This is a genomic window from Mycobacterium montefiorense, assembly GCF_003112775.1.
In the GTDB taxonomy this organism is placed as follows: Bacteria; Actinomycetota; Actinomycetes; order Mycobacteriales; family Mycobacteriaceae; genus Mycobacterium; species Mycobacterium montefiorense.
This window is the reverse complement of the sequence record NZ_BFCH01000032.1, coordinates 1-24,106: the sequence shown is the minus strand read 5'-3', so window position 1 is coordinate 24,106 and position 24,106 is coordinate 1. Positions and strand designations below refer to the sequence as shown.

Here is a 24,106-nt window from a genome sequence, read left to right as displayed (position 1 = left end):
AAAGGTCTTGACGGCGGAGCTCAGGCCAGCAAATGTCAGCTCATGCTCGAGGTGATCGACAAGGGACGTTGTACCGACGCGCACCCGGTCCCGTTGCTCTTCGTGCACGGTGGCTGGCACGGCGCGTGGTGCTGGGACGACGGATTTCTGGACTACTTCGCCGACGCCGGCTACCGCGCGGTCTCGCTCAGCCTGCGCGGCCACGGCACCAGCCCGACAGCCAAACCGTTGCCCAAGGTGACCATCGCCGACTACGTCGACGACGTCGCTTCGGTGGCCGACGACTTAGGCAGCCGCCCGGTGCTGATCGGCCATTCCGTGGGCGGCTTCGTGGTCCAGCGCTACCTCGAAGAGCACAGCGCGCCGGCCGCGGTGCTGATCGGTTCACTGCCCCCGCAGGGCGTGCTCGGTACGGCGCTGCGGGTGTGGCGCCGCCGACCCTCGATGACGATGGAATCCTGGAACGACCCCACGCTGCTGAAATTCCTCGCCACCCCGGCGCTGGCTCGCGAATACCTGTTCTGCGCCGACACGCCCGAGGCCGTCGTCGAATCCTGCCGGCAACGCGCCGGAGCCGAGAGCATTCGCGCGACGATGATCGACCCGATGGTGCGCCGCGTCCGAACCCGGCGAGTGAGCGCGCCGATCCTGGTCCTCGGAGCCCTGCACGACGGCTTCGTCAGCACTCGCGCGGTACGCGCCACGGCGCGCGCCTACCGGACCGAACCGGAGTTCTTTGCCATGGGTCACAACATGATGCTCGAGCCGGGCTGGGCCGACGTCGCCGAACGAATTCACGGGTGGCTGCAGGCTCGCGATTTGGCGAACCCGACACCGCTTTCAGGATAAACCGGCGCGTCGTTTCAGCGTCGCTACAGCGCCGAAAAGCGTTGTCATGCTACATTTCACACCCGCCTGTCACACCGGTAGCATCGCGGGCCGGGGCCTAAGACTTTTGAAAGGGCGCGCCGTGCGAAACGCGCGCCGGAGGGGAGCTTGTGTCGATGCAGCCGGTCAGCGCCGCCGACGCGAGCGTTGGAGTCGACACTGCACCGCTGCGAAGCTGGCAGCGCCGCGCGTTGGTGAAGTACGTGGCCGCCGAGCCGCGCGACTTCCTCGCCGTCGCCACGCCCGGGTCCGGCAAGACGACGTTCGCGCTACGGGTGATCGCCGAGCTGCTTTCCAGTCGCGCCGTCGAACAGATCACGGTCGTGGTGCCCACCGAACACCTCAAGGTGCAGTGGGCGCAGGCCGCGCTGCGATACGGCATCTTCTTGGACCCGCGGTTCTCCAACACCAGCGCAGCGACCTCGTCGGAGTACCACGGCGTGATGGTCACCTACGCCCAGATCGCGTCGCATCCGACGCTGCACCGGGTGCGCACCGAGCAGCGCAAGACCTTGGTCATTTTCGACGAGATCCACCACGGCGGTGACGCCAAGACCTGGGGCGACGCCATTCGCGAAGCCTTCAGCGACGCAACCCGCCGACTTGCCTTGACGGGCACGCCGTTTCGCAGTGACGACAGCCCGATCCCGTTCGTCACGTACGAATCGGGTGCCGACGGTGTGCGCCGTTCGCAGGCCGACCACACCTACGGCTACGCCGAAGCACTCGCCGACGGCGTGGTGCGGCCGGTGGTGTTCCTCGCCTACTCCGGGCAGGCGCGCTGGCGCGACAGCGCCGGCGAAGAGCACGAAGCGCGACTGGGCGAGCCGCTGTCCGCCGAGCAGACTGCGCGGGCCTGGCGCACCGCGCTGGATCCCGCGGGCGAATGGATGCCGGCGGTGATCACCGCCGCGGACCAGCGGCTGCGCCAGCTGCGCACCCATGTGCCCGACGCCGGCGGCATGATCATCGCTTCGGATCAGACCGCGGCTCGCGCGTATGCCGCCCTGTTGACGAAACTCACCGCCGAAGTGCCGACACTGGTGCTCTCCGACGATCCCGGATCGTCGGACCGGATCTCCGAATTCGCCGAGAGCACCACACGCTGGCTGGTCGCGGTGCGCATGGTCTCCGAGGGTGTCGACGTGCCGCGGCTGTCGGTCGGGATCTACGCCACCAGCGCCTCGACGCCACTGTTCTTCGCGCAGGCCATCGGGCGCTTCGTGCGGTCACGGCGGCCGGGCGAGAGCGCGAGCATCTTCGTGCCGTCGGTGCCCAACCTGCTGATGCTGGCCAGCGAGTTGGAAGCCCAGCGCAATCACGTACTGGGCGAGCCGCACCGCGAGTCCCTCGACGATCCCCTCGACGCCGATCCCGCCGTCAAGGAACAAAACGAAAAGACGGAACTGGAAAAGGGTTTCACCTCGCTGGGCGCCGACGCCGAATTGGATCAGGTCATCTTCGACGGGTCCTCGTTCGGCACCGCCGCCGCGGCCGGGAGCGAAGAGGAAGCCGACTACCTCGGTATCCCGGGATTGCTCGACGCCACCCAGATGCGGGCTCTGCTGCACCGGCGCCAGGACGAGCAGCTACAGAAGCGGGCCGCGTCCGGCCGGGCGGCACCGGTGCCGTCGGCGTCGGGGTCCATGCATGGTCAGCTCCGCGAGCTGCGTCGCGAACTCAACAGTCTGGTGTCGGTCGCCCATCACCGCACCGGCAAGCCGCACGGATGGATCCACAACGAGTTGCGCCGGCGCTGCGGCGGGCCGCCGATTGCCGCAGCGACGCGAGACCAGCTCAAGGAGCGTATTGTGGCTGTGCGGCAACTGAATTCGGAGCTTGCGTAGCGCTCACTCGGCGACAGGCTCGTCGACCACCGCATCGGCGGAGGCACCCAGAGCAGCCAACAAGTGCTTCTCCACCTCGGCGCGCGCGGCCGCCCCATGCTTCCCCGTCGGGCTCGGCTGCGTCCGAGGACTCGACCGGCATGGTCACGCAGAACACGTCGGCGGCCGTGGATCCGAACGTATTGACCTTCGCCCAGGCGATGTCGGCTCCCGCCCGCTCGAGCGCCTGCGCGAGCAGCGCGAGCAGCCCGATCCGGTCCCTGGCGCGAACTTCGACGACGAATTGGCCCGGCGCGGCGTCCAGCCATAGCACCCGCGGCGGCGCGGTCGAGCGCGTCAGCGGCGCCCCCGCCTGGATCTCCCCGGCCCGGGCCATCGCCGAACTGGCGGCCTCGGTGTCGCGCTTCTCCAGCGCGCCAAGCACGTCGACGTCGCCGGCCAGCGCGCCGACAAACTGCTGACGTAGCAGGCCCGCCTCGGGCGGAGAACCGAATATCGGCGACACGACGAATTCGGCGATCGCGATACCGTCGTGGGTGTTGACCGTCGCGGAGTGAATTCGCAGCGAGTTCAGTGCCAGCACCGCCGCCGCTTTCGACACCAATCCCCGCCCGTCCGGTGCGACCATCACCGCGTGCAGACGTTCCTGCTCCCCCGGCTTGATCTCAACGTGTACGCCATGGTCGGCCGCTAGTGAAAGATAGTGTGGCGCAGTCGGTTCGGCTTCCGGCAGCGGCTCACCGGCCATCACCATCCGGCAGCGACGCACCAGATCCTCGATCAGCGAGGCTTTCCAGTCGCTCCACACCCCTGGCCCCGTGGCCTTGGAGTCCGCTTCCGCCAGCGCATGCAACAACTCCAGCAGTTGCTGGTCTCCACCCAACGCCTGCGACACCGATTCGATGGTTGCCGGGTCGTTGAGGTCGCTTCGGGTGGCGGCGATGGGCAGCAGCAGATGATGGCGGACCATGCCCGCCAGCGTGTCGATGTCCCGGGCGGAGAGCCCAAGCCGCTCACCGATCGGAGGCACCAAATCGGCCCCGAACGCGCAGTGGTCTACGCCGCGCCCCTTGCCGATGTCGTGTAGTAACGCGCCGAGTGCCAGGAGGTCCGATCGCGCGACACGGGTCGTCAACGGTGCCGCATTGACCGCGGTCTCGACGATATGACGATCCACGGTCCACACGTGCGAGACGTCGCGCGGCGGAAGGTCGCGGACCGCATCCCATTCCGGAAATAGCTTGCTCCACAGGCCGGTACGATCCAGCGCCTCGATGGTATTCACCATCGTGGGTCCGGCCAGCAGCACGACCAGCAGGTCGTCCAGCGCCTCGCGCGGCCACGGTGTCGGCAAATCCGGGACGCTTGCCGCCAGCCGTTTCAGCGTGCCGGCGCCGATGGGCAGGTTGTGGTCCGCGGACGCGGCGGCCACCCGCAGCACCAGGCCGGGATCGGTATCCGGTTGAGCCTCGCGAGCAAGCACGATTTCGCCGTCGTACTCGACGACGCCCTCGTCCAGCGGTCGCCGCTTCGGGCGCCGCACCAATGCCGTGATCCCGCGTCGCGGCAATGCGTTTTGCGCTGTCCGCATTCCGGTTTCGGCGTGGTAAGCGATAGTGCGGCTGGCGTCAGACAGTTGACGCGCCAAGCTGAAACGATCACCGATGTGCAGCGCGGCACTGATGTCGTCGGCGAACTGGGCCAGCAGTTGATCGCGTCCGCGCCCGGACACCCGATGCAGTTCGGTGCGCACGTCGAGCAGGGTCAGATAGGCATCGTCGAGCGAACCACCCGGGATCTCCGGACGATTCATGCCGCGGCGATCGATGAGTTGGGCGACGCCCAGCGCGTCGAGCAGTTGGACGTCGCGCAAGCCACCGCGACCAGATTTCAGGTCGGGCTCGGCGCGTTGCGCGATTCGGCCGCAGCGCAGCCAGCGAGCATTCGTCATCTCTACCAGCTCGTCCATTCGGGAACGAATTGCGGTGCGCCACTGCCTTCTTGCGCCGGAGACCAATTCCTCGGACAGCTCCGCGTTACCGGCGATGTGGCGAGCATCCAGCAGCCCCAGCGCGGCGATCATGTCGCCATTGGCGACACCGAGAGTTCCGGACACCGTTCGCACGCTGTGGTCGAGCCGAACGTTGGCGTCCCACAGCGGATACCACAGCCCGTCGGCAACCTTCTGCAGCGCCTCGTCGGACACGTTGTCGTGCAACAGCATCAGATCCAGGTCGGAGTAGGGCAGCAGTTCGCGGCGGCCCAGGCCGCCGACTCCGACGATCGCGAAGCCACTGGCATCGGTGATACCTAGCTCAGTGGCTTTGGCCGTCAACCACGACTCGTGCAGGTCCAGCCAGGCGTGCCGCAGTTCCGCCGCGTGCAGGGTGCTGCCCTCGGACAGCAGCGTGCGCCGTGCAGCGGCTAAATCGCTTGCCCCAGCAGCGATTCCTGCGTGCGCGGCGTCCGCTCCAGACTCCCGGTCGGGCTCGTTCGGTTTCATAACCTCCCGGCCCGCCCGGGCTGGATCGTCAATTTGCGGTTAGCGTCATATCGCATCGGTCCCGCGCTCACCGGTGCGCACTCGCACGATGGTTTCCACGGGGCTCACCCAGACCTTGCCGTCACCGATCTTGCCGGTGCGTGCCGCCCGGACGATGCTGTCCACGACCTTGTCGACGATGGAATCGTCGACAACGACCTCGATCCGAACCTTCGGCACGAAATCGACCGAGTATTCAGCACCCCGGTAAACCTCGGTGTGCCCCTTCTGCCGGCCGTAGCCCTGGACTTCGCTGACCGTCAGCCCCAGGACGCCCGCGTCCTCCAGGCTGGTCTTGACGTCATCAAGGGTGAACGGCTTCACGATCGCGGTGATCAGCTTCATGATTACTCCGCCTCCACTTTCTCGGCCACGGCTTCGCCCAGTCCATTAGAGCTGTCCGGCAGGCTGGCATGAGGAAGAATCGAACCGGTGACCACTGCGAAATCGTAGCTGCCCTCCGCGTGCTCAGATTCATCGATACCTGCGGCTTCGGCTTCCGGGCTCAAACGCAGCCCGATGGTGTACTTCAGAATCAGAGCCAGGATAAGCGTCACGATCCCGGAGTAGAACAGAACGGCGAACGCGCCGACCGCCTGTCGCTCCAGCTGATCCCAGCCACCGCCGTAGAACAGACCCTTGGATACGCCGGTCACGCCGTTGATCGCCACGCTTTCCGGGGCGGCCAGCAGACCCACCAGCAGCGTGCCCGCCAGACCGCCGACCAGGTGCACCCCGACCACGTCCAGCGAGTCGTCGAAGCCGAGCTTGAACTTCAGACCGACCGCCAGCGCACACAGCACGCCCGCCACCAGACCGATGATCAGGGCGCCGAGCGCATTGACCGACGAGCAGGAAGGCGTGATGGCAACCAGCCCTGCCACAATGCCCGATGCGGCTCCCAGGGTTGTCGCCTTGCCGTCGCGAATACGCTCGGTGAGCAGCCAGGCCAGCATCGCCGTGGCCGTCGCGATCGTGGTCGTCATGAACGTCGCACCCGCGGCACCGTTGGAGCTGGTGGCCGACCCGGCGTTGAAGCCGTACCAGCCGAACCACAGCAGACCCGCACCGAGCATCACGAACGGCACATTGTGCGGGCGGAACAGCGTCGTAGGCCAACCACGCCGCTTGCCCAGCACGATCGCCAGCATCAGACCGGCCACACCGGAGTTGATATGAACCGCCGTCCCACCGGCGAAGTCGATCGCGTGCAGCTTGTTCGCGATCCAGCCGCCCTTCTCGGCCGCGAAACCGTCGAACGCGAACACCCAGTGCGCGACCGGGAAGTACACGAACGTCGCCCACAGACCGGAGAACACCAACCAGGCGCTGAACTTGAGCCGATCGGACACCGCACCCGAGATCAGCGCGACCGTAATGATCGCGAACATCAGCTGGAATGCCACGAACACCGTCGCCGGCAGGGTGCCGGCCAGCGGGATGTCCGTCGCGGCAACGCCCTTGGTCGGGTCGGCGGCCACGGCGTTGCCGCCGATCAGGCCCTTCAGGCCCCAGTACTCGGTCGGATCGCCGAGGAAGTTGCCCTTGTCGGTGCCAAACGAAACGGAATAGCCATACAGCGCCCACAGCACGGTCACCACACCCATGGCACTGATGCTCATCATGAGCATGTTGAGCACGCTTCGGGCGCGGACCATGCCGCCATAGAAGAACGCCAGACCTGGCGTCATCAACAACACCAGCGCGGAACTCGCCAGCATCCATGCCGTATCGCCGGTATTGGGCTGGCCCATTACTGGGAAACTCACTCGGTATCACCTCCGGTCGGCCCTGAACCGGTCATCAGACATGCGCCTGATGACCTGATCCAGAACCTTGCGCAATGGTTGTTTCCGAGATGGGGCCACCGTGTTTCGGCGTCATTAACGAAACGGCCCCCGTGTAAGGGGTTTCAGCCGAGCAGAGCGTCCACGAACGCGGCGGTCTCGAACGGCGCCAAATCGTCGGGTCCTTCGCCGAGGCCGACTAGTTTCACGGGCACACCGAGCTCCTGCTGCACCCGGAAAACAATGCCGCCCTTGGCCGTTCCGTCCAGCTTGGTCAGCACCGCGCCGGTGATGTGGACGACGTCGGCGAACACCTTGGCCTGAGCCAGCCCGTTCTGTCCGATGGTGGCGTCGAGGACCAATAACACCTCGTCGACCGCGGCGCGCCGGGTTACCACCCGTTTGACCTTGTCGAGTTCGTCCATCAGGCCGACCTTGGTGTGCAGACGCCCCGCGGTATCGATGAGCACGACGTCGGCGCCCGTTTCGATGCCCTTGTCGACGGCGTCGAAGGCCACCGCGGCCGGGTCCGAGCCTTCGGCGCCGCGCACTACCTCCGCGCCCACCCGGGAGGCCCAGGCCTGCAGCTGATCGGCGGCCGCGGCCCGGAATGTGTCGGCCGCGCCCAGCACGACCCGCCGGCCGTCGGCGACCAGCACCCGCGCCAGCTTTCCGACGGTGGTGGTTTTTCCGGTGCCGTTGACGCCGACGATCAGCAGCACCGACGGGTGCTCGTCGTGCGGCAGCGCGCGGATCGAGCGATCCATCTCGGGCTTCAGCTCGCTGATCAGCACGTCACGCAGCACCGCACGCGCGTCGGCCTCGGTGCGCACATTGCTGCCGGCCAGTCGGCTGCGCAGCTGCGAGACCACCGACTCGGTGGCCACCGGACCCAGATCGGCGACCAGCAGGGTGTCCTCCACGTCCTGCCAGGAGTCTTCGTCCAGGTCGCCGCCGCCGATCAAGCCCAGCATGCTGCGCCCGAGCGCGTTCTGCGATCGGGCCAGCCGGCCGCGCAGGCGCTCTAGCCGGCCTTCGGTCGGCGCGATCTCGTCGATCTCTGCCGTCGCGGGGATCGCCGGCTCAGCTTCGGGCTCGGGGGCCGGCGCCGGCGGCGGTGTGACGGTCTCGGGTTCGGCCTGCGGTGCGGGCAGGTGAACATCGGAGATCGTGCGCCGCGGCGCGTCACGCGGGACGGTCGCGTCGTCTCCGACAGCGGGCAACCCGCTGGTGTCGATCCGATCCTGCGTCTGCGCACCCTGACTGAAGCTGATGCCCGATGACGCCGTGTAGCGTCCGGAACCCTCGAGTGCGCCCGGCTCGGGCCGGGTCAGGCTGATGCGCCGGCGGCGGCGGTACCGGGTCAGCCCCAGGACCAGCGCAACGATGACAACCAGGGCGGCAACGACGGCGATGGCGATCCAAAGACCTTGCGACACGCTGACATTGTTTCAGGGCCACGCCCTGCAACTCACAGCGACCACAGCGGCAGGCCGCCGCCCGCGCGCTACGAAGAAGTGGTGGCGAGTTGCTGGACCTCTTGTCCGCGCATGCGCTGCGAGATCACCGCGGTAATGCCGTCGCCCTGCATGGTCACGCCGTACAACGCGTCGGCGACCTCCATTGTCGGCTTCTGGTGGGTGATGATCAGCAGCTGCGAGCGGGCCCGCAGCAGCTCGAACAGCGAGATCAGGCGGCGCAGATTGGTGTCGTCGAGCGCGGCCTCCACCTCGTCCATGATGTAGAACGGCGACGGGCGGGCGCGGAAGATCGCCACCAGCATCGCGACCGCGGTCAGCGCCTTCTCGCCACCGGACAGCAAAGACAGCCGGGTGACCTTCTTGCCGGGCGGACGGGCTTCCACCTCGATGCCGGTGGTGAGCATGTCGTCCGGATTGGTCAGCCGCAACCGGCCCTCGCCGCCGGGGAACAACACAGTGAAGACTTCCTGGAATTCGCGTTCCACGTCGACGAAGGCATCGCTGAACACCTGCAGGATGCGCGAGTCGACCTCGGCGACGACGTCGAGCAGATCCTTGCGGGCCGACTTGACGTCCTCGAGCTGAGTGGACAGGAAGTTATAGCGCTCCTCCAGCGCGGCGAACTCCTCGAGGGCCAGCGGATTGACCCTGCCCAGTTCGGCCAGCTCCCGCTCGGCTCGCTTGGCCCGCCGCTCCTGGGTGGGCCGGTCGTAGGGCACCGGCGCGGGCGCGGTGACCTGTTCGCCACGCTCGCGGGCCAGCTCGAACTCTGCCATCTCCAGCTCGGAGGGCGGCAATGCGATCTGCGGGCCGTACTCGGCGATCAAATCCGCGGGACTCATGCCGAACTGCTCGAGCACCGTTTGTTCCAGCTGCTCGATGCGCAGCGCCGCCTGCGCGTTGGCCACCTCGTCGCGGTGCAGCGAGTCGGTCAGTTTGGCCACCCGGGCACCCAGTGTGTGCACCTCCTCGCGCACCGCCGTCATCGCGGTCGAGCGCGCCTCGCGTTCGGCGACCATCGCGTCGCGGATTTGCGATGCCGCTGCGACCACCCCGTTCAACCGTGTCGCCAGCAGCCGACCCGAGTCGGCCACCGCCGCGGCCACCGCGGCCGCCCGCAGTCGCGCGGCATGTGCCTGTTGGGCCCGCACCCGTGCCTCGCGCTCGGCGGCGGCCGCGCGGCGCAGCGAATCCGCCCGGCCGCGAACGGCATTGGCTCGTTCCTCGGCGGTCCGCACCGCGAGCCGGGCCTCCACCTCGACGCCGCGGGCGGTGTCGGCCGCGGCGGCGATGCGCTGACGATCGACGGGTTCTTCCGCGGGCGCGAGCTGGCTCTCCTGGGCGTTGCGCAGCCGCGTTTCGAGTCCGGTGACCTCTTCGACGGTCTGGGCGCGACCGGCCTCCAGCTCCTCGCGCTGGCGCAGCAGCCGGTTCCACTCGTCCTCGGCGGTCCGGGCGTCCTGTCCGAGGCGGCCCAGCTGCTCGTACATCGCCGAGATCGCGGTGTCGGATTCGTTGAGCGCGGCCAGCGCCTGCTCGGCGGAGTCCTGACGGCCCCGCTGCTCGGTCAATGCGCCGGACAAGGCCGCGGACAGTTGCGCCACCTGCGACTCGGCGGCGGCCAGCTCGGTGCCGGCCTTGTCGATCTCCGAGGTGAGCTCCAGCGTCGAGGGCTTGCGGTCCGAACCGCCGCTCACCCAGCCGCGGCCGACCAGGTCACCGTCGAGCGTGACCGCCCGCAGCTGCGGGCGGCTGGCCACCAGATCCAGCGCCGCGCCCAGGTCGTTGACCACCGCGACGGCGGACAGCATGGCGGCCATCGCGCCGCGCAACCGCGGCGGGGCGTCGACCAGGTCGAGCGCCCAGAGAGCCCCGTCGGGCAGCGGCGCGCCCGATGCGGGCTGATCGGCGGGCCAGTCACCCAGCACCAGGGCCGCACGGCCTCCGTCGGCTTGCTTGAGCGCGGCGACCGCCGAACGGGCCGCGCCGAAGCTTTCGGCGGCCAGCGCGTCGGCCGCCGACCCGAGCACCGCGGCCAGCGCCGCCTCATACCCCGAGCGGACCTTGACCAATTTCGCGATTGGCCCGAAAAGTCCTGGTCCGCTGTGGTTTTGCGTGAGCCACGCGGCGCCGTCCTTGCGCTCGAGGCCCACCGAGAGGGCATCGATGCGGGCTCGCAGCGAAGCCACCCGGCGCTCAGCTTCGCGCTCGCCGGCCTGCAACTCGACGACACGTTCGTCGGCCGCTCGCATCGCGGCCACTGTGCGCTCGTGGTGTTCGTCCAGGCCCACCTCGCCCTGATCGAGTTCGCCGACGCGGGCCTGCACGGTCTCGAACTCCGCCCGGGTCTGCTGAGCGCGCACCGCGCCCTGTTCGATTCGCTCGGACAGCCGGGCGACGCTGTCGTCGATCGATTCGACCCGGGCCCGCATGGTCTCGACCTGACCAGCCAGCCGGGCCAGGCCTTCACGGCGGTCCGCCTCAGCCCGGACGGCGGCCAGATGCGCACGGTCGGCCTCGGTGGCCTCGCGCTCGCGCTCGGACAATTCGGCGCGGGCGGCCTCCAGCCGGGTCCCGGCGGCGGCCAGCTCCGCCAGCAGCTGCCGCTCAGCGGCCGCGACTCTGTCGGCTTCGGCGTCCAGCGCATCCGGGTCGGTGTCGCTGGTCGCGACCGGCTCGAGGTCGAGGTGCTGAGCGCGTTCGCTGGCGATGCGCACCGTGGCGCTCACCCGTTCCGCCAGGGCGGACAGCCCGAACCAGGTGTGCTGGACCGACTCGGCTCGCACCGACAGCTCGGCCAGCGCGGTCTCGTGTGCGGTCAGCTCGTTGGACGCCACCGCCAGCCGGCTGGCGGCGACGTCGTGCTCGCGGCGCATGGTGGCCTCGGCCTCCAGGATCGCGTCCCGCTGCACCTGACGGTTGACCATGTCGTCGGCGGCCAGCCGCAGCTTCGCGTCACGCAGGTCGGCCTGGATGGTCTGGGCGCGACGAGCCACCTCGGCTTGGCGGCCCAACGGTTTGAGTTGGCGGCGCAACTCGGTGGTCAGGTCAGTAAGCCGGGCCAGGTTGGCCTGCATCGCGTCGAGCTTGCGCAGGGCTTTTTCCTTGCGCTTGCGGTGCTTGAGCACACCAGCGGCTTCTTCGATGAAGGCACGACGATCCTCGGGACGCGACTGCAAGATCTCGTCGAGCTTGCCCTGGCCCACAATCACGTGCATCTCGCGGCCGATGCCGGAGTCGCTCAGCAGCTCCTGGACATCCATCAAACGGCAACCGGTGCCGTTGATTTCGTATTCGCTGGCGCCGTCGCGGAACATCCGCCGCGTGATCGACACTTCGTTGTACTCGATCGGCAGCGCGTTGTCGGAGTTGTCGATCGTGACGGTGACTTCGGCGCGGCCCAGCGGCGCGCGCGACGAGGTGCCGGCGAAGATGACGTCTTCCATCTTTCCGCCGCGCAGCGTCTTGGCGCCCTGCTCCCCCATCACCCAGGCCAGGGCGTCGACCACGTTGGACTTGCCGGAGCCGTTGGGCCCGACGACGGCGGTTATACCGGGTTCGAAGCGCAGAGTCGTCGGCGACGCGAAGGACTTGAAGCCCTTCAGCGTCAGACTCTTGAGGTACACGGCGAGCCAGACTACCGCCCAAATTGCCGGAGGCACGGTCACCAAGGGGTGTCGGCTCGCCTGAAATACACCTGTTGTTCACAGTCTGACGCACTGGCCACAGTGGCCACTTCAGTCACCGAAAACGACGGCATCGTGCGTTTGATTCGCCGAGTGGCCTAGCGCTCGACGAATCCCTCGAACTGCTCCTGCGGCCGCGACCATTCGGCGACAACCTTGTCGACGCGGCCGGGCTGCGCGGGCCACGAATGGCCGCCTTGCAGCAGCTGCAGCAATTTCTCGCCCGCCTCCCGGGGGCCGTGCGCGACGACCAGGACGCGGCCGTCGGCCTGGTTGGCCGCGTAGCCGGTGAGGCCGAGCTCCAGCGCGCGGCAACGGGTCCACCAGCGAAAACCCACGCCCTGAACCATCCCTTGCACCCAGGCGGTGAGTGCGACGTCAGGACCCGGCATTGTTGGCTTCGGACGCGATCTCGAACTTGACCGTGGTGCCCGACTTGAGGGTGCGCCCGACCGTGCAGACCAGGTCGATCGCCCGGTTGACGACCACGGCCAGGCGTTCGGTTTCGTCGACGGACAATCCAGACAGGTCGAGCTCCAGCGTCTCAGAGAGCAGCGGATAGACCTCTTCGGCGCGGTCGGCGTCGCCGGAAACCCGGACCACTGCCCGGTAGTCGTCGCCGAGCCGACGGGCCAGCGGCTGGTCGCTGGACATCCCGCTGCAGGCAGCCAACGCGATCTTGAGCAGTTCGCCGGGGGTGAACACGCCCTCGACGTCCTCGGACCCGACCAGGACCTGCGCTCCCCTTGAGCTATGGCCGGTGTAGCGGCGCGTCCCGGTGCGTTCGACCCACAGTTCCGTCATCACTCATTTCTACCGGGGACGACGACAACGCCCTCAACGGACTATCAACGACAGCAGCTTCTTTCCCAAAGACAGTGAGGCCGAATCGTTTTCGGATGAGGCGACCACGACCTGCTCATCGACCCGCCGTCGCAACTCACGCTCGAGCGCCTCGCGCAGTGTGGAGGACGCACCCGGACATCCATCGCAGGCACCCACCATCCGAACCGTCACGTGGTGGCCCACCACCGAAACCAGCTCGATCGATCCGCCATGCGAGGCGGCCAGTGCACCCACCGGCCCGGCCAGCAGTTCCTCAACGACCGTTTCCAATTTGCTTGCGGGAAACGATGTTTCGTCGATCGTCCAACCCGCCGAGTCCAGCAGCGCCGCGCCGAGCGCCTCGCGGATATCGTCGCCCAGCTCACGCCAATCGCCGCCGGCACCGATCGTGATCAGGATGCCGCCGGCGCCCACCACGACCTCGTCGATCGCGTGGGCGTCCAGCAAGGCGCCCAGCCTGCCCGGGGCGTTGCGGACGGTGCCGCGCGCCGGTAGTTGCTCGGGGGCGACCACCCAGCGCAGCTGGCGCGGATTCGCGGTGGCGGTGGCGTGGATCGGAATCATGCGCCCAGCGCCATCGCGACCGCCCGGGCGGCGAACGCCGCCAGCCACGCCAGCACGAACATGTAGGACCAGGCGATTACCGGCCACCGCCACGAATTGGTTTCGCGGCGCATCACCGCGACGGTGGACATGCATTGCAACGCGTAGATGAAGTACGCCATCAGCGCGATGACCGTCGGCGCGGTGAACACCTTATGGCCCGCATCGTCTTTCAAGTTGAGCAGTGCTTCGTGCGGATCGTCGGGGCTTTCCGCCGCCGCCACCTGGCCCAGGGTGGACACGAACACCTCGCGCGCCGAGAACGATCCGAGCAGCGAAATGTTGATGTGCCAATCGAATCCGAGTGGCTTGAACACCGGCCCGATCGCCTTCCCGACATCGGCGGCGTAGCTGTGGTTCATCACGTAAGCGGTGGCATCCGTTGGCGACATGTTCGCGGTCTCTGACGCGCGGGCCGGCAGATTGAGCAACACCCACAGCACCACGGAGGTGCCCAGGATGATCGTTCCGGCCTTGCGCAAAAACATCTTCGCCGAATCCCACATCGTGATCAGCACGTTCTTGGGCGACGGGAAGCGGTACGGCGGAAGCTCCATCGTGAACGGCAGCATGTCGCTGCGCAGGATCGTCGACTTGAACACCGAGGCGGCGATCAGCGCCGAGGTGCCGCCGCACACATACAGTGCGAACATCGCGATGCCCTGCGCGCTCAGCCCACCCCACTGCGTGCGCGGCGACACCAGCAGTCCGACCAGCAGGGTGAACACTGGGAGCCGCGCCGAGCAGGTCATCAACGGTGCCGTGATGATCGTGGCGATCCGGTCTTTCGACGACGGCAGTGTTCGGGTGGCCATGATCCCCGGGATCGCGCATGCGAACGACGAGAGCATCGCGACGAAGGCGCGGCCTTCCAACCCCGTCGCGGCCATCACCCGATCCATCAGGAATGCGGCGCGCGCCATGTAGCCGACGTTCTCGAGCAGCGCGATCAGTAAGAACAGCAAGACGATCTGCGGGATGAACTGGAGCACCGTTCCCACGCCACCGATCAGCCCCTGGCCGAGCAATCCGCGCACCACGTAGTTGCCGACGTGGTTGCTCACCAGGGTGCCGAGCCAGGTGAGCCAATCGCCCACTTGATCCTGCAGCGGCGCGGCGACGGTGAAGACCACCTGGAAGAAGCAGAACATCACTGCGAAGAAGATGATGGTCCCCCACAGCGGATGCAGCACCAGCGCGTCGATCCGTCGGGTACGCCGATCGGGTTGGGGGGCAACGTAATCGGCCGCCTTCAGCACCGAGCGGCCCCAGGCGTCGATGGCCGCATCATCGGCCGGCGGGAGCACCGGGGGCCGTTGCCAGCGGCCGAAGGCCACCAGTTGGGCGCGCAGGGTGTCAATGCCTACGCCGCGGTTGGCGACGACGGCGAGCACCGGGACGCCGAGCGCCGTCGACAAGGCATCGACGGAGATGCCGCCGCCCCGCGCGGTCAGCTCGTCGGTCATGGTCAGCACCAACAGACACGGCAGGTCCTGCCGCAGCACCTGGGCCACCAGGATGATCGAGCGGTACAGCGTAGTGGCGTCGGCGACGATGACGATCACATCGGGGCGGCCGTCGCCGTAGACCTCGCCGCCCAGCAGGTCGGACACCACCTGCTCGTCCGGGCTGATCGGGTCGAGGCTGTAGGTGCCGGGCAGGTCCTCAATGGCGACCTCGACGCCGTCCACCTTGGTGGTGCCGACGGTGCGCCCGACCGTGACGCCCGGGTAGTTACCGGTCTTGGCGCGCAATCCGGTCAAGTGGTTGAAAACCGAAGTCTTGCCCGCGTTGGGACTGCCCACCAGCGCGATGCGCGCCAGTCCGGCGACAGCGACCCCGGAGCCGTCTTCTTCGTGGCATGACGTCATGCGTCAGTCCCCGACGCGACTTCAATCAGCCGCGCCTCGCGGCGGCGCAGGCACAGTTCGGTGTCCTGAACCCGGTAGATGGTCGGATCGCCCATCGGAGCCCGGCGGATGACCTCGACATCGGAGGCCGGCCGAAATCCCAACTGCCGCAATCGGCCCGCCACCGCGGCCGACGCCGCCGGCGCCACGCCCACGATGGTTGCCCGCTCGCCTGGCGACAGCTGCGCCAGCAAGGTGGGCGAACCCGATATACGATCTGCGTTCCGCACCGACTTGCGCATTAGCCTCCCCATGTCCAGCGGGTCATCATCCTCGTAAGGATAACCTCACGACGGGAAGGTTATCCTCAGCTTTCCCCGAGAAAGTGTTAACCGCGCGGGCGCGGCTGGCAGCGCGGACAGTAGAACGACGATCGGTTCATGAACTTCTCGCGGCGGATCACCGCGCCGCACCGCCGGCAGCTTTCGCCTTCGCGCCCATACGCATCCAGGGAGCGGTCGAAGTAGCCCGACTCGCCATTGACGTTGACGTACAGCGAATCGAACGAAGTCCCACCCTGGGCCAGCGCGTCGCGCATCACATCCGCGGCGGCGTCCAGCACCGCGCCCAGCTGGCGGCGGCTCAGCGTGGCAGCCAGCCGGGCACCATGAACTTTGGCCCGCCACAACGCTTCATCGGCGTAGATATTGCCGATACCCGAAACCACCTGCTGATCCAGCAGCTGGCGTTTGATCTCGGAATGCTTGCCCCGCAACACTTTCACCACCGCGTCGGCGTCGAAGTGGGGGTCCAGCGGGTCCCGCGCGAGGTGAGCGACGGGTTCGGGCACTACGCTGCCGTCGGATTCCGTCAGGTCGGCCAGCATCCACCCCCCGAAGGTCCGCTGGTCGGCGAAGCTCAGCACGGTGCCGTCGTCGAGCAATGCGGAGATCCGGACGTGGTCGGCGCGTGGCACCTCGCCCAGCAGCATCTGGCCGCTCATGCCGAGGTGGACAACGAGCGCGGTATCGCCGTCCAGCAGCAGCCACAGGTATTTGCCGCGGCGATCGGTTCCGTCGATCCGCGCGCCGAGCAGGCGGGCCGTGAGGTCGGCGGGCCCGGCTTCGTGCCGGCGTACCGCGCGGGGGTGGTGCACCCGAACCGCGGTGATCGTCTTGCCCACAATATGGGCCTGCAAGCCGCGGCGCACCACCTCGACTTCGGGCAGCTCGGGCACTAGGCGGGCGTTTTCCCAGCGGGGTCCAGCGCCTCCAGCGCTTTCCAGGTCGCCGCCGCGGCCTTCTGCTCGGCCTCCTTTTTGGAGCGACCCATCCCCGACCCGTATTCGGTCTCCATCACGACCACCACCGCGGTGAATTCCTTGTCGTGGTCCGGGCCGGTGGAAGTGACCAGGTAGGACGGCGCACCCATGCCGCGCGCCGCGGTGAGCTCCTGCAGGCTGGTCTTCCAATCCAGCCCGGCGCCCAACGTGGGCGCGGCGTCCAGCAGCCCGCCGAACAAACGCAGGATCACCTCGCGCGATGTCTCGATGCCGTGCGCCAGGTAGATCGCGCCCAACAGCGACTCCATGCCGTCGGCCAGGATGCTCGACTTGTCGGCGCCGCCGGTGTTCGCCTCGCCCCGCCCCAGCAGCAAGTGATTGCCCAGCCCACCTTCGGACAACTGCCGCGCCACGTCGGCGAGCGCGTGGGTGTTGACGACGCTGGCACGCAGTTTGGCCAGATCACCTTCCGAACGGTCGGGATGACGGTGATAGAGCTCGTCGGTGACGGTCAGACCCAGTACGGCGTCGCCGAGAAACTCCAGCCGCTCGTTGGTCGGCAGTCCGCCGTGCTCGTAGGCGTAGCTGCGATGCGTCAACGCCAACGAGAGCAGTTCCTCGGGCAGCTCTACCCCGAGCGCATCGATCAAAGATTGCCGCGAAGTCACTGGTCACCCCGAGCGGTGTCCAGGGCGGGTGAATCGTCGGACATCATGTCCACCAGCTTGGCCCATCGCGGATCGATGGCGTCATGGTGGTGACTGGGGTCATCGGCCAGCAAGATGCCGCATTGCGGGCACAACCCCGGGCAATCCGGTCGGCATACCGGTGTGAACGGAAGCTCGAGTCCGACGGCATCGACGATGGCCTGCTCGAGGTCGACGCGGTCATCGACGACCCGGCCGACCTCGTCTTCCTCGGTGGTCGCCTCGGTGGCGCTGTCCGGGTAGGCGAACAGCTCGGTCAGCCCAATCTCCACTCGCCCGTTGACTGCGGTCAGGCACCGGCAGCACTCGCCGACGGTGGGCCCAGACACCGTGCCGGTGACCAGCACGCCTTCCGACACCGATTCGACCCGCAGATCCATCTCGAGCGGCGCGCCCTGCTCGATAGCGATCATGTCCAGTCCGATACGCGACGGACTGGACACGGTGTTGCGCAATGTCACCATCGATCCCGGGCGTCGCCCGAGCCGCGCGACGTCAACGGTCATCGGCGAGGCCGGATGATGCTGCGCAGTGGTGCTGTGTTTGCGCGCCATAGCGAAATCTTACGGCGCGCTCAGTTTCCCTACCGGGTCGCGTAGTCGTGCGTTCCGGCAGCCGTCCGCAGTTGGTGGCGGCCGCGGCCCACGGAACGCAGTGTGCCGTTGAGGAACTCCTCGAACTCGGCGAGCTTATTGTCCACGTAGATATCGCATTCACCACGCAGCCGGTCGGCCTCGGCATGCGCGGTGTCGATCAGCCGGGTGGACTCCGCGTTCGCCGCCTGCACGACCTCGTTCTGCGAGACCAGGCGCTGCTGCTCCTTGATGCCCTCTTGCACGGCCTTTTCATAGGAGATGTTGCCGTTTTCGATCATCCGGTCGGCTTCGGCCTGAGCGCGGCCGACGCTGGCCTCGTACTCGCGTTTGGCCGCCGTGGCGATACGCATCGCTTCCTCGCGGGCGTCGGCGACCATCCGCTCGCTGTGCTGGCGCGCCTCGTTGACCATCCGGTCGGCCTGCGACTTGGCGTCGGAAAGCAGCCGGTCAGCCTCCGCGCGAGAGTGGTTGAGCATCGACTCCGACTCAGTGGTCGCCGAGGACACCATGGATTCGGCGTGCGACTTGGCGTCGGAAAGCATCGAATCGCGAGCATCCAGCACATCCTGGGCGTCGTCCAGCTCGCCGGGGATCGCATCCTTGATGTCGTCGATCAGTTCCAGCACGTCACCGCGAGGCACCACACAGCCAGCCGTCATCGGCACGCCGCGGGCTTCTTCGACAATGGCGCCTAATTCATCCAGCGCTTCAAAGACTCGGTACACGGCCATACCCTCCTGGCGTCTTGCACAATTCCTGTTGTTACCAGTGTGCCTGGTGTTACCTCTGTGACGGCGGTGGCGACACCGGTGTGTCGGGCAAATTCCCCGACCGGAACCACCGCAGGCGGGCCACAGCCGGCGATCAGCCCACAAATGCCGATTCTTCCAGGACTTCCGTGTTTCGTCCCGCGCGGGACGCATGCCGTTGTCGTGCCGACGAGAAAGCGCATCTGCCGAGGCAACGGGCCAGCTAATGGCCCCGGGATACGCTGAGCCGGTGAACGGGCCCACGGACCGAGGCAGCACCGGCGCAAAGCCGCCCGCAGCAACGCTTTACATATTTCCGCACGCCGGTGGCTCCGCGACCTTTTACGTGCCGTTCGCGAAGGCGTTCTCCACCGACATCCAGCGGGTAGCCGTCCAATATCCCGGACGCAGCGACCGCGGCCTCACCCAACTGCCGAGCATTCCCGAGTTCGCCGACGAAATCTTCACCATGATGGCGCCCACTGCCCCGACCGACCGTCCGGTGGTGTTCTTCGGCCACAGCATGGGCGGGTTGCTGGCCTTCGAGGTGGCCCTGCGCTTCCAATCGTCCGGACATCCGGTCGCGGCCCTGTTCGTGTCGTCCTGCGCAGCACCCGGCCATATCCGCTACAAGGAACTGCAGGGTTCGGATCGCGACATCCTGAACGTGGTCGCCCAGGTCACCGACACAAACCCCGAAATGCTGGCGAATGACGAATTCGCGTCGACGATTCTGCCCACCTTGCAAAGTGTGCGAGCCATTGCCGCCTATACCCGCGCACCCGAGGTGACGGTGTCGTGTCCGATCCACACCTTCGTCGCGGATAACGACATCATCGTGGCCGAGGAAAACATGACGGCGTGGGCGGATCGCACCACGGGCGAATTCTCCCTCCAAGTGTTTGCTGGGGATCACTTTTACCTCAACAACAACTTGTCGGAATTGGTGAAGAATATCGAGGAGAAAATCTCGATCGAGGCGCCAGGAGTTAGCTAGGCGCACCGGCCGGCGAGGACCGGCACGGTCCCGCCGCCGACGGGCCGCAGGTGGTCGTCCGTTCGCCGCAAACGCCCGCGCACAACCCCGTCAGGGCGGCCGCGTCGTCCCCCGGCCTGCGCTGTCCGGCACCAGCTGCGTTCGCGCGTCTGCAGGCCCCTGGGCCGGCGCATGCGGGCCTGCGGCGAAACGGTGCGCTGGTGCCAAAACCGACCGGTTCCGTCACCCGCTGGACGGCCGACCTAGGTTGTCCCGTGCTGCCCGGATACCCCTTCAGCACCATTAACACCACAAGTCACTTACTGAACATAGCGCTATGACCTGCGAGAACGTCGTTCACGACAAATGTAGCCCGCCTAGTCAACAACCCACGCCGTGTCCTGTGTATGAATCTGTGGATTTCTAAATTCCCATCACCTCCCCGTGTTAGATTGCTTACGTAGCTTAAGAAGACTCGTGGTCGGGGAGGGGAAACCGGGGACCCCGCCCATCTAGTCTCAACGCGCCAGATTTACCGCCAGCAGCTGCTGTGTGTGGGGGGCTCCTCCTAGGAGCCACAATGCCGCTCAACGCAACACACAGGGTGCGTGCACTTAGTGACGCCGACAGCGAGTTGGGAAGGTAACGAAATGCCGGTAACCAGTGCGTCTATACCTGCTTTGCTGCAGGCGCGGACTGACCAGCAGCCTGACGCGACGGCATTTACGTACATCGACTACGAGCAGGACCCCGCGGGGTTTGCTGAAGCCTTGACATGGTCGCAAATGTCGCAGCGCGCCCGCATTGTTGCCGAGGAGCTCGCACTGTGCGGTTCACCCGGAGACCGAGTCGCAATTCTGGCGCCGCAGGGAATGGAATATATCGTCGCATTCTTCGGTGCACTCGAGGCCGGCTTCATCGCCGTACCGCTTTCGACACCGCAATACGGTGTGCACGACGACCGAATTTCCTCGGTGTTGCGCGATTCTAATCCGGTCGCCATTCTCACTACTTCCGCCGTGGTCGGCGACGTGACGAAATACGCAACCGCATATGACGGGCAACCCGCCCCGTTCGTCATCGAGGTCGATCTGCTGGACCTGGAGTCCCCCCGCGAACTGTCGTCAAGCCGGCACCATTCTTCCGGCGCGGCATACCTGCAATACACATCGGGGTCGACGCGGACGCCGGCCGGCGTCATCGTTTCGCACACGAACGTCATCGCCAACGTGACGCAAAGCATGTACGCGTACTTCGGCGATCCCGCTCAGCTGCCGGCCGCTTTGACTCTGACATCGTGGCTGCCGCTGTATCACGACATGGGGCTGATTCTGGGACTGTGCGCGCCGCTGATCACCGACCGCAGCGCGGTGTTGATGAGTCCGATGTCGTTCCTGGTTCGCCCGGCGCGCTGGATGAACATGCTGGCCACCAATGGTCCCTGCTTCTCGGCGGCGCCGAACTTTGCCTTCGAGTTGGCCGTGCGAAGGACCTCGGACGACGACATGGCCGGACTTGACCTGGGCAACGTGCAGCGGATCGTCAGTGGCAGCGAACGGATCCACGTGGCGACCGTGAAACGCTTCAACGAGCGTTTCGCTTCCTACAATCTGAGCCCGACGGCAATCCGCCCCTCTTACGGGCTCGCGGAAGCGACGCTGTTTGTGGCTGCCGCCGAACCCGGCTCCGCACCCAAGACGGTGCGTTTCGACTACGAACACCTGACCGCCGGTCGGGCCCGGCCCTGCACCGACGGCACCCTCGGAACCGAGCTCATCGGCTACGGTGCGCCTGACCCCACGTCCGTGCGAATCGTCAACCCGGAGACCATGGTTGAGAGCCCCGAGGGGACGGTGGGCGAGATCTGGGTCCGGGGCGACCACGTGACGCTGGGATATTGGCGCAAGCCGGAACAGACCGAGCGGGTGTTCAACGCCAAGCTGGCCGATCCCGCGCCGGGCGCCGCCCAGGGGCCGTGGCTGCGGACCGGTGATCTGGGCGTCATCTCCGACGGCGAACTGTTCATCATGGGCCGCATCAAAGACCTGCTCATCGTCGACGGGCGCAACCACTACCCCGACGACATCGAGGCGACGATCACCGAGATCACCGGCGGCCGGGTCGCGGCGATCTCGGTGCCCGACGACATCACCGAGCAACTGGTGGCCATCATCGAGCTCAAGAGCAAAGCGGCGTCCGAGGAAGAGGGTTTGGTGCGGCTTCGTTCGGTGAAGGGCAAGGTCACCTCGGCGATCTCGAAGTCGCACAGTCTTCGGGTCGCCGATCTTGTTCTGGTGTCGCCCGGTTCGATACCGATCACGACGAGCGGCAAAGTCCGGCGCTCGGCCTGCGTCGAGCGCTATCAAACTGACGGATTCAAGCGGCTGGATGTGAGCGTATGACCTCTTCGAGCATCAATGGCGAAGCTGACTTGCGCCACTGGCTCGTCGACTACTTGGTGACCAACATCGGGTGCACCCCGGACGAAGTCGACCCTGACCTCTCCCTGGCCGACCTTGGCGTGAGCTCTCGCGAGTCGGTCGTGCTGTCCGGCGAGTTGTCGGAGTTGTTGGGGAAGCCGGTGTCCCCGATCGAATTCTGGGAGCACCCGACGATCAACGCCCTGGCCGCATACCTCACCGCGCCCGAATCCGACCCCGAATCCGACGCGGGGGCCAAGCGCCCGATGCGCAACTCCCTGGACGAGCCGATCGCCGTCGTAGGGATGGGGTGCCGCTTCCCCGGCGGGATAACGGGCCCGGAAGCGTTGTGGGAGTTATTGGTTGAGCGCGGTTGCACGATCGGGGAAGTGCCGCCCGAGCGGTGGCAGCCATTCGAGAGCGGCTCGCCTGAGGTAGCGGCGACGCTGGCCCGCACAACGCGGTGGGGATCGTTTTTGCCCGACATCGACGCGTTCGATGCCGAGTTTTTCGAGATATCCCCCAGCGAAGCCGACAAGATGGACCCCCAGCAGCGCCTGCTGCTGGAGGTGGCGTGGGAAGCGTTGGAGCATGCCGGAATACCGCCGAGCTCGCTGCGCCGTTCGCAGACCGGGGTATTCGCCGGGGCATGCCTGAGTGAATACGGCGTGATCGCGTCCAACGATCTGTGCCAGGTCGACGGATGGAACAACACCGGCGGCGCGATGAGCATCATCGCTAACCGTCTCTCATACTTCCTTGACCTGCGCGGCCCGTCGGTCGCGGTGGACACCGCCTGCTCGTCCTCTTTGGTGGCCATCCACCTGGCCTGCCAGAGCCTGCGCACCCAGGATTCCCATCTGGCCATTGCCGCGGGGGTGAACCTGCTGTTGACGCCGGCGGTATTCCGCGGTTTCGACCAAGTCGGCGCGCTCTCGCCAACCGGTAGATGCCGCGCGTTCGACGCGGCGGCGGACGGTTTTGTGCGTGGTGAGGGTGCCGGGGTGGTGGTGCTCAAGCGGTTGACCGATGCCCAGCGTGACGGCGATCGGGTGCTGGCGGTGATCTGCGGCTCGGCCGTCAACCAGGACGGCCGCTCGAACGGGTTGATGGCTCCCAACCCGGCGGCCCAGATGGCGGTGCTGCGTGCCGCCTACACCAACGCGGGAATGCAGCCCGGCATGGTCGACTATGTCGAAACACACGGCACCGGAACGTTGTTGGGCGATCCGATCGAAGCTCGCGCTCTGGGTGCGGTGCTGGGTCGTGGTCGTCCCGAGCACTCGCCGCTGCTGATCGGCGCGCTGAAGACGAACCTGGGACACACCGAGGCGGCAGCCGGCATCGCCGGCGTCATCAAAGCCGTGATGGCGTTACAGCGCGGCGAGATTCCGCCGAATCAGCGCTTCGAAAGCCCGAATCCACATATCCCCTTTGCCAACCTACGGATGAAAGTTGTTGACACACAGACCGCTTGGCCCGAGACGGGACGTCCGCGCCGGGCCGGGGTGTCGTCGTTCGGATTCGGCGGCACCAACGCGCACGTGGTGATCGAACAGGGCCAAGACGTCGCGCCGCGTCGTCGGGCACTGCCCGAGCCGGGGGTGTCGACGTTGGTGGTGTCGGGTAAGACGGCGCAGCGGGTGGCGGTGACGGCGTCGGTGCTGGCCGACTGGATGCAAGGCGCCGGGTCTCAGGTGGGGTTGGCCGATGTCGCGCACACCTTCAACCATCACCGGGCCCGCCAAGCCAAGTTCGCCACCGTCGTCGCCCGCGACCGCACCCACGCCATAGACGGTCGTCGCGCCCTGGCCGCCGGACAGCACGCCCCCGGCGTGGTCGGCCC

The 24,106-nt window shown here is 66.9% G+C and carries 18 protein-coding genes and 1 pseudogene; 5 read left to right on the top strand and 14 right to left on the bottom strand.

Annotated elements, in window-relative coordinates; genetic code table 11:
- The first annotated feature begins 42 nt into the window (after window positions 1-42).
- Together DB708_RS23530 and DB708_RS23525 are read left to right on the top strand one after the other, a co-directional pair.
- Window positions 43-849 (top strand): alpha/beta hydrolase, encoded by an 807-nt coding sequence (locus DB708_RS23530; RefSeq protein WP_108925892.1) that lies wholly within the window; start codon window positions 43-45, stop codon window positions 847-849.
- A 155-nt stretch (window positions 850-1,004) separates the two neighbouring features.
- Window positions 1,005-2,735 (top strand): DEAD/DEAH box helicase, encoded by a 1,731-nt coding sequence (locus DB708_RS23525; RefSeq protein ID WP_108925891.1) that lies wholly within the window; start codon window positions 1,005-1,007, stop codon window positions 2,733-2,735.
- 3 nt (window positions 2,736-2,738) lie between these two features.
- Here the strand turns inward: DB708_RS23525 and DB708_RS23520 are convergent.
- The 14 genes and pseudogenes from DB708_RS23520 to sepIVA all read right to left on the bottom strand — a co-directional run bounded on the left by DB708_RS23520 (window position 2,739) and on the right by sepIVA (window position 18,840).
- Window positions 2,739-5,238, bottom strand: a pseudogene (locus DB708_RS23520) ([protein-PII] uridylyltransferase).
- 45 nt (window positions 5,239-5,283) lie between these two features.
- Window positions 5,284-5,622, bottom strand: coding sequence for a nitrogen regulatory protein P-II (gene glnB, locus DB708_RS23515; protein ID WP_090601155.1), 339 nt, complete (start codon window positions 5,620-5,622; stop codon window positions 5,284-5,286).
- A 2-nt stretch (window positions 5,623-5,624) separates the two neighbouring features.
- Window positions 5,625-7,031, bottom strand: a complete 1,407-nt coding sequence (locus DB708_RS23510; RefSeq protein WP_108925890.1) for an ammonium transporter — start codon at window positions 7,029-7,031, stop codon at window positions 5,625-5,627.
- A gap of 158 nt (window positions 7,032-7,189) precedes the next feature.
- Complete coding sequence (ftsY, locus tag DB708_RS23505; protein WP_108925889.1) at window positions 7,190-8,503, bottom strand: signal recognition particle-docking protein FtsY; 1,314 nt, start codon at window positions 8,501-8,503, stop codon at window positions 7,190-7,192.
- A 68-nt stretch (window positions 8,504-8,571) separates the two neighbouring features.
- Window positions 8,572-12,171, bottom strand: coding sequence for a chromosome segregation protein SMC (gene smc, locus DB708_RS23500; RefSeq protein ID WP_108925888.1), 3,600 nt, complete (start codon window positions 12,169-12,171; stop codon window positions 8,572-8,574).
- 158 nt (window positions 12,172-12,329) lie between these two features.
- A complete protein-coding gene (locus tag DB708_RS23495; RefSeq protein WP_108925887.1) occupies window positions 12,330-12,623 on the bottom strand; it encodes an acylphosphatase in 294 nt (97 codons plus the stop codon).
- Window positions 12,610-13,035 (bottom strand): OsmC family protein, encoded by a 426-nt coding sequence (locus tag DB708_RS23490; protein ID WP_108925886.1) that lies wholly within the window; start codon window positions 13,033-13,035, stop codon window positions 12,610-12,612. The genes DB708_RS23495 and DB708_RS23490 overlap by 14 nt, the downstream gene beginning before the upstream one ends.
- Window positions 13,036-13,068: 33 nt before the next feature.
- Complete coding sequence (locus tag DB708_RS23485; RefSeq protein WP_108925885.1) at window positions 13,069-13,641, bottom strand: NifU family protein; 573 nt, start codon at window positions 13,639-13,641, stop codon at window positions 13,069-13,071.
- Window positions 13,638-15,551, bottom strand: coding sequence for a ferrous iron transporter B (gene feoB, locus DB708_RS23480; RefSeq protein ID WP_108925884.1), 1,914 nt, complete (start codon window positions 15,549-15,551; stop codon window positions 13,638-13,640). Before feoB ends, DB708_RS23485 begins: the two co-directional genes overlap by 4 nt.
- Window positions 15,548-15,820, bottom strand: a complete 273-nt coding sequence (locus DB708_RS23475) for a FeoA family protein (protein WP_235616918.1) — start codon at window positions 15,818-15,820, stop codon at window positions 15,548-15,550. The genes feoB and DB708_RS23475 overlap by 4 nt, the downstream gene beginning before the upstream one ends.
- Before the next feature lie 98 nt (window positions 15,821-15,918).
- A complete protein-coding gene (gene mutM / locus DB708_RS23470) occupies window positions 15,919-16,767 on the bottom strand; it encodes a DNA-formamidopyrimidine glycosylase (protein WP_108925883.1) in 849 nt (282 codons plus the stop codon).
- A complete protein-coding gene (gene rnc, locus DB708_RS23465; protein ID WP_108925882.1) occupies window positions 16,767-17,480 on the bottom strand; it encodes a ribonuclease III in 714 nt (237 codons plus the stop codon). Before rnc ends, mutM begins: the two co-directional genes overlap by 1 nt.
- Window positions 17,477-18,073, bottom strand: a complete 597-nt coding sequence (locus DB708_RS23460) for a YceD family protein (protein WP_108925881.1) — start codon at window positions 18,071-18,073, stop codon at window positions 17,477-17,479. Before DB708_RS23460 ends, rnc begins: the two co-directional genes overlap by 4 nt.
- A gap of 29 nt (window positions 18,074-18,102) precedes the next feature.
- Window positions 18,103-18,840 carry a cell division protein SepIVA gene (gene sepIVA, locus DB708_RS23455; RefSeq protein ID WP_108925919.1) on the bottom strand — a complete coding sequence of 246 codons (738 nt, stop codon included), beginning with the start codon at window positions 18,838-18,840 and terminating at the stop codon, window positions 18,103-18,105.
- A 250-nt stretch (window positions 18,841-19,090) separates the two neighbouring features.
- Here sepIVA and DB708_RS23450 point away from each other — a divergent pair, with 250 nt between their 5' ends.
- From DB708_RS23450 to DB708_RS23440, 3 genes are all read left to right on the top strand, one after another.
- Window positions 19,091-19,861, top strand: a complete 771-nt coding sequence (locus DB708_RS23450) for a thioesterase II family protein (protein WP_108925880.1) — start codon at window positions 19,091-19,093, stop codon at window positions 19,859-19,861.
- Between the two features lie 629 nt (window positions 19,862-20,490).
- On the top strand, window positions 20,491-22,242 hold the full coding sequence (gene fadD26 / locus DB708_RS23445; RefSeq protein ID WP_108925879.1) for a long-chain-fatty-acid--AMP ligase FAAL26/FadD26: 1,752 nt from the start codon (window positions 20,491-20,493) through the stop codon (window positions 22,240-22,242).
- Window positions 22,239-24,106 (top strand): type I polyketide synthase (locus DB708_RS23440; RefSeq protein WP_235616917.1); only part of this gene is annotated, 1,868 nt, incomplete at its 3' end. The genes fadD26 and DB708_RS23440, both read left to right, overlap by 4 nt.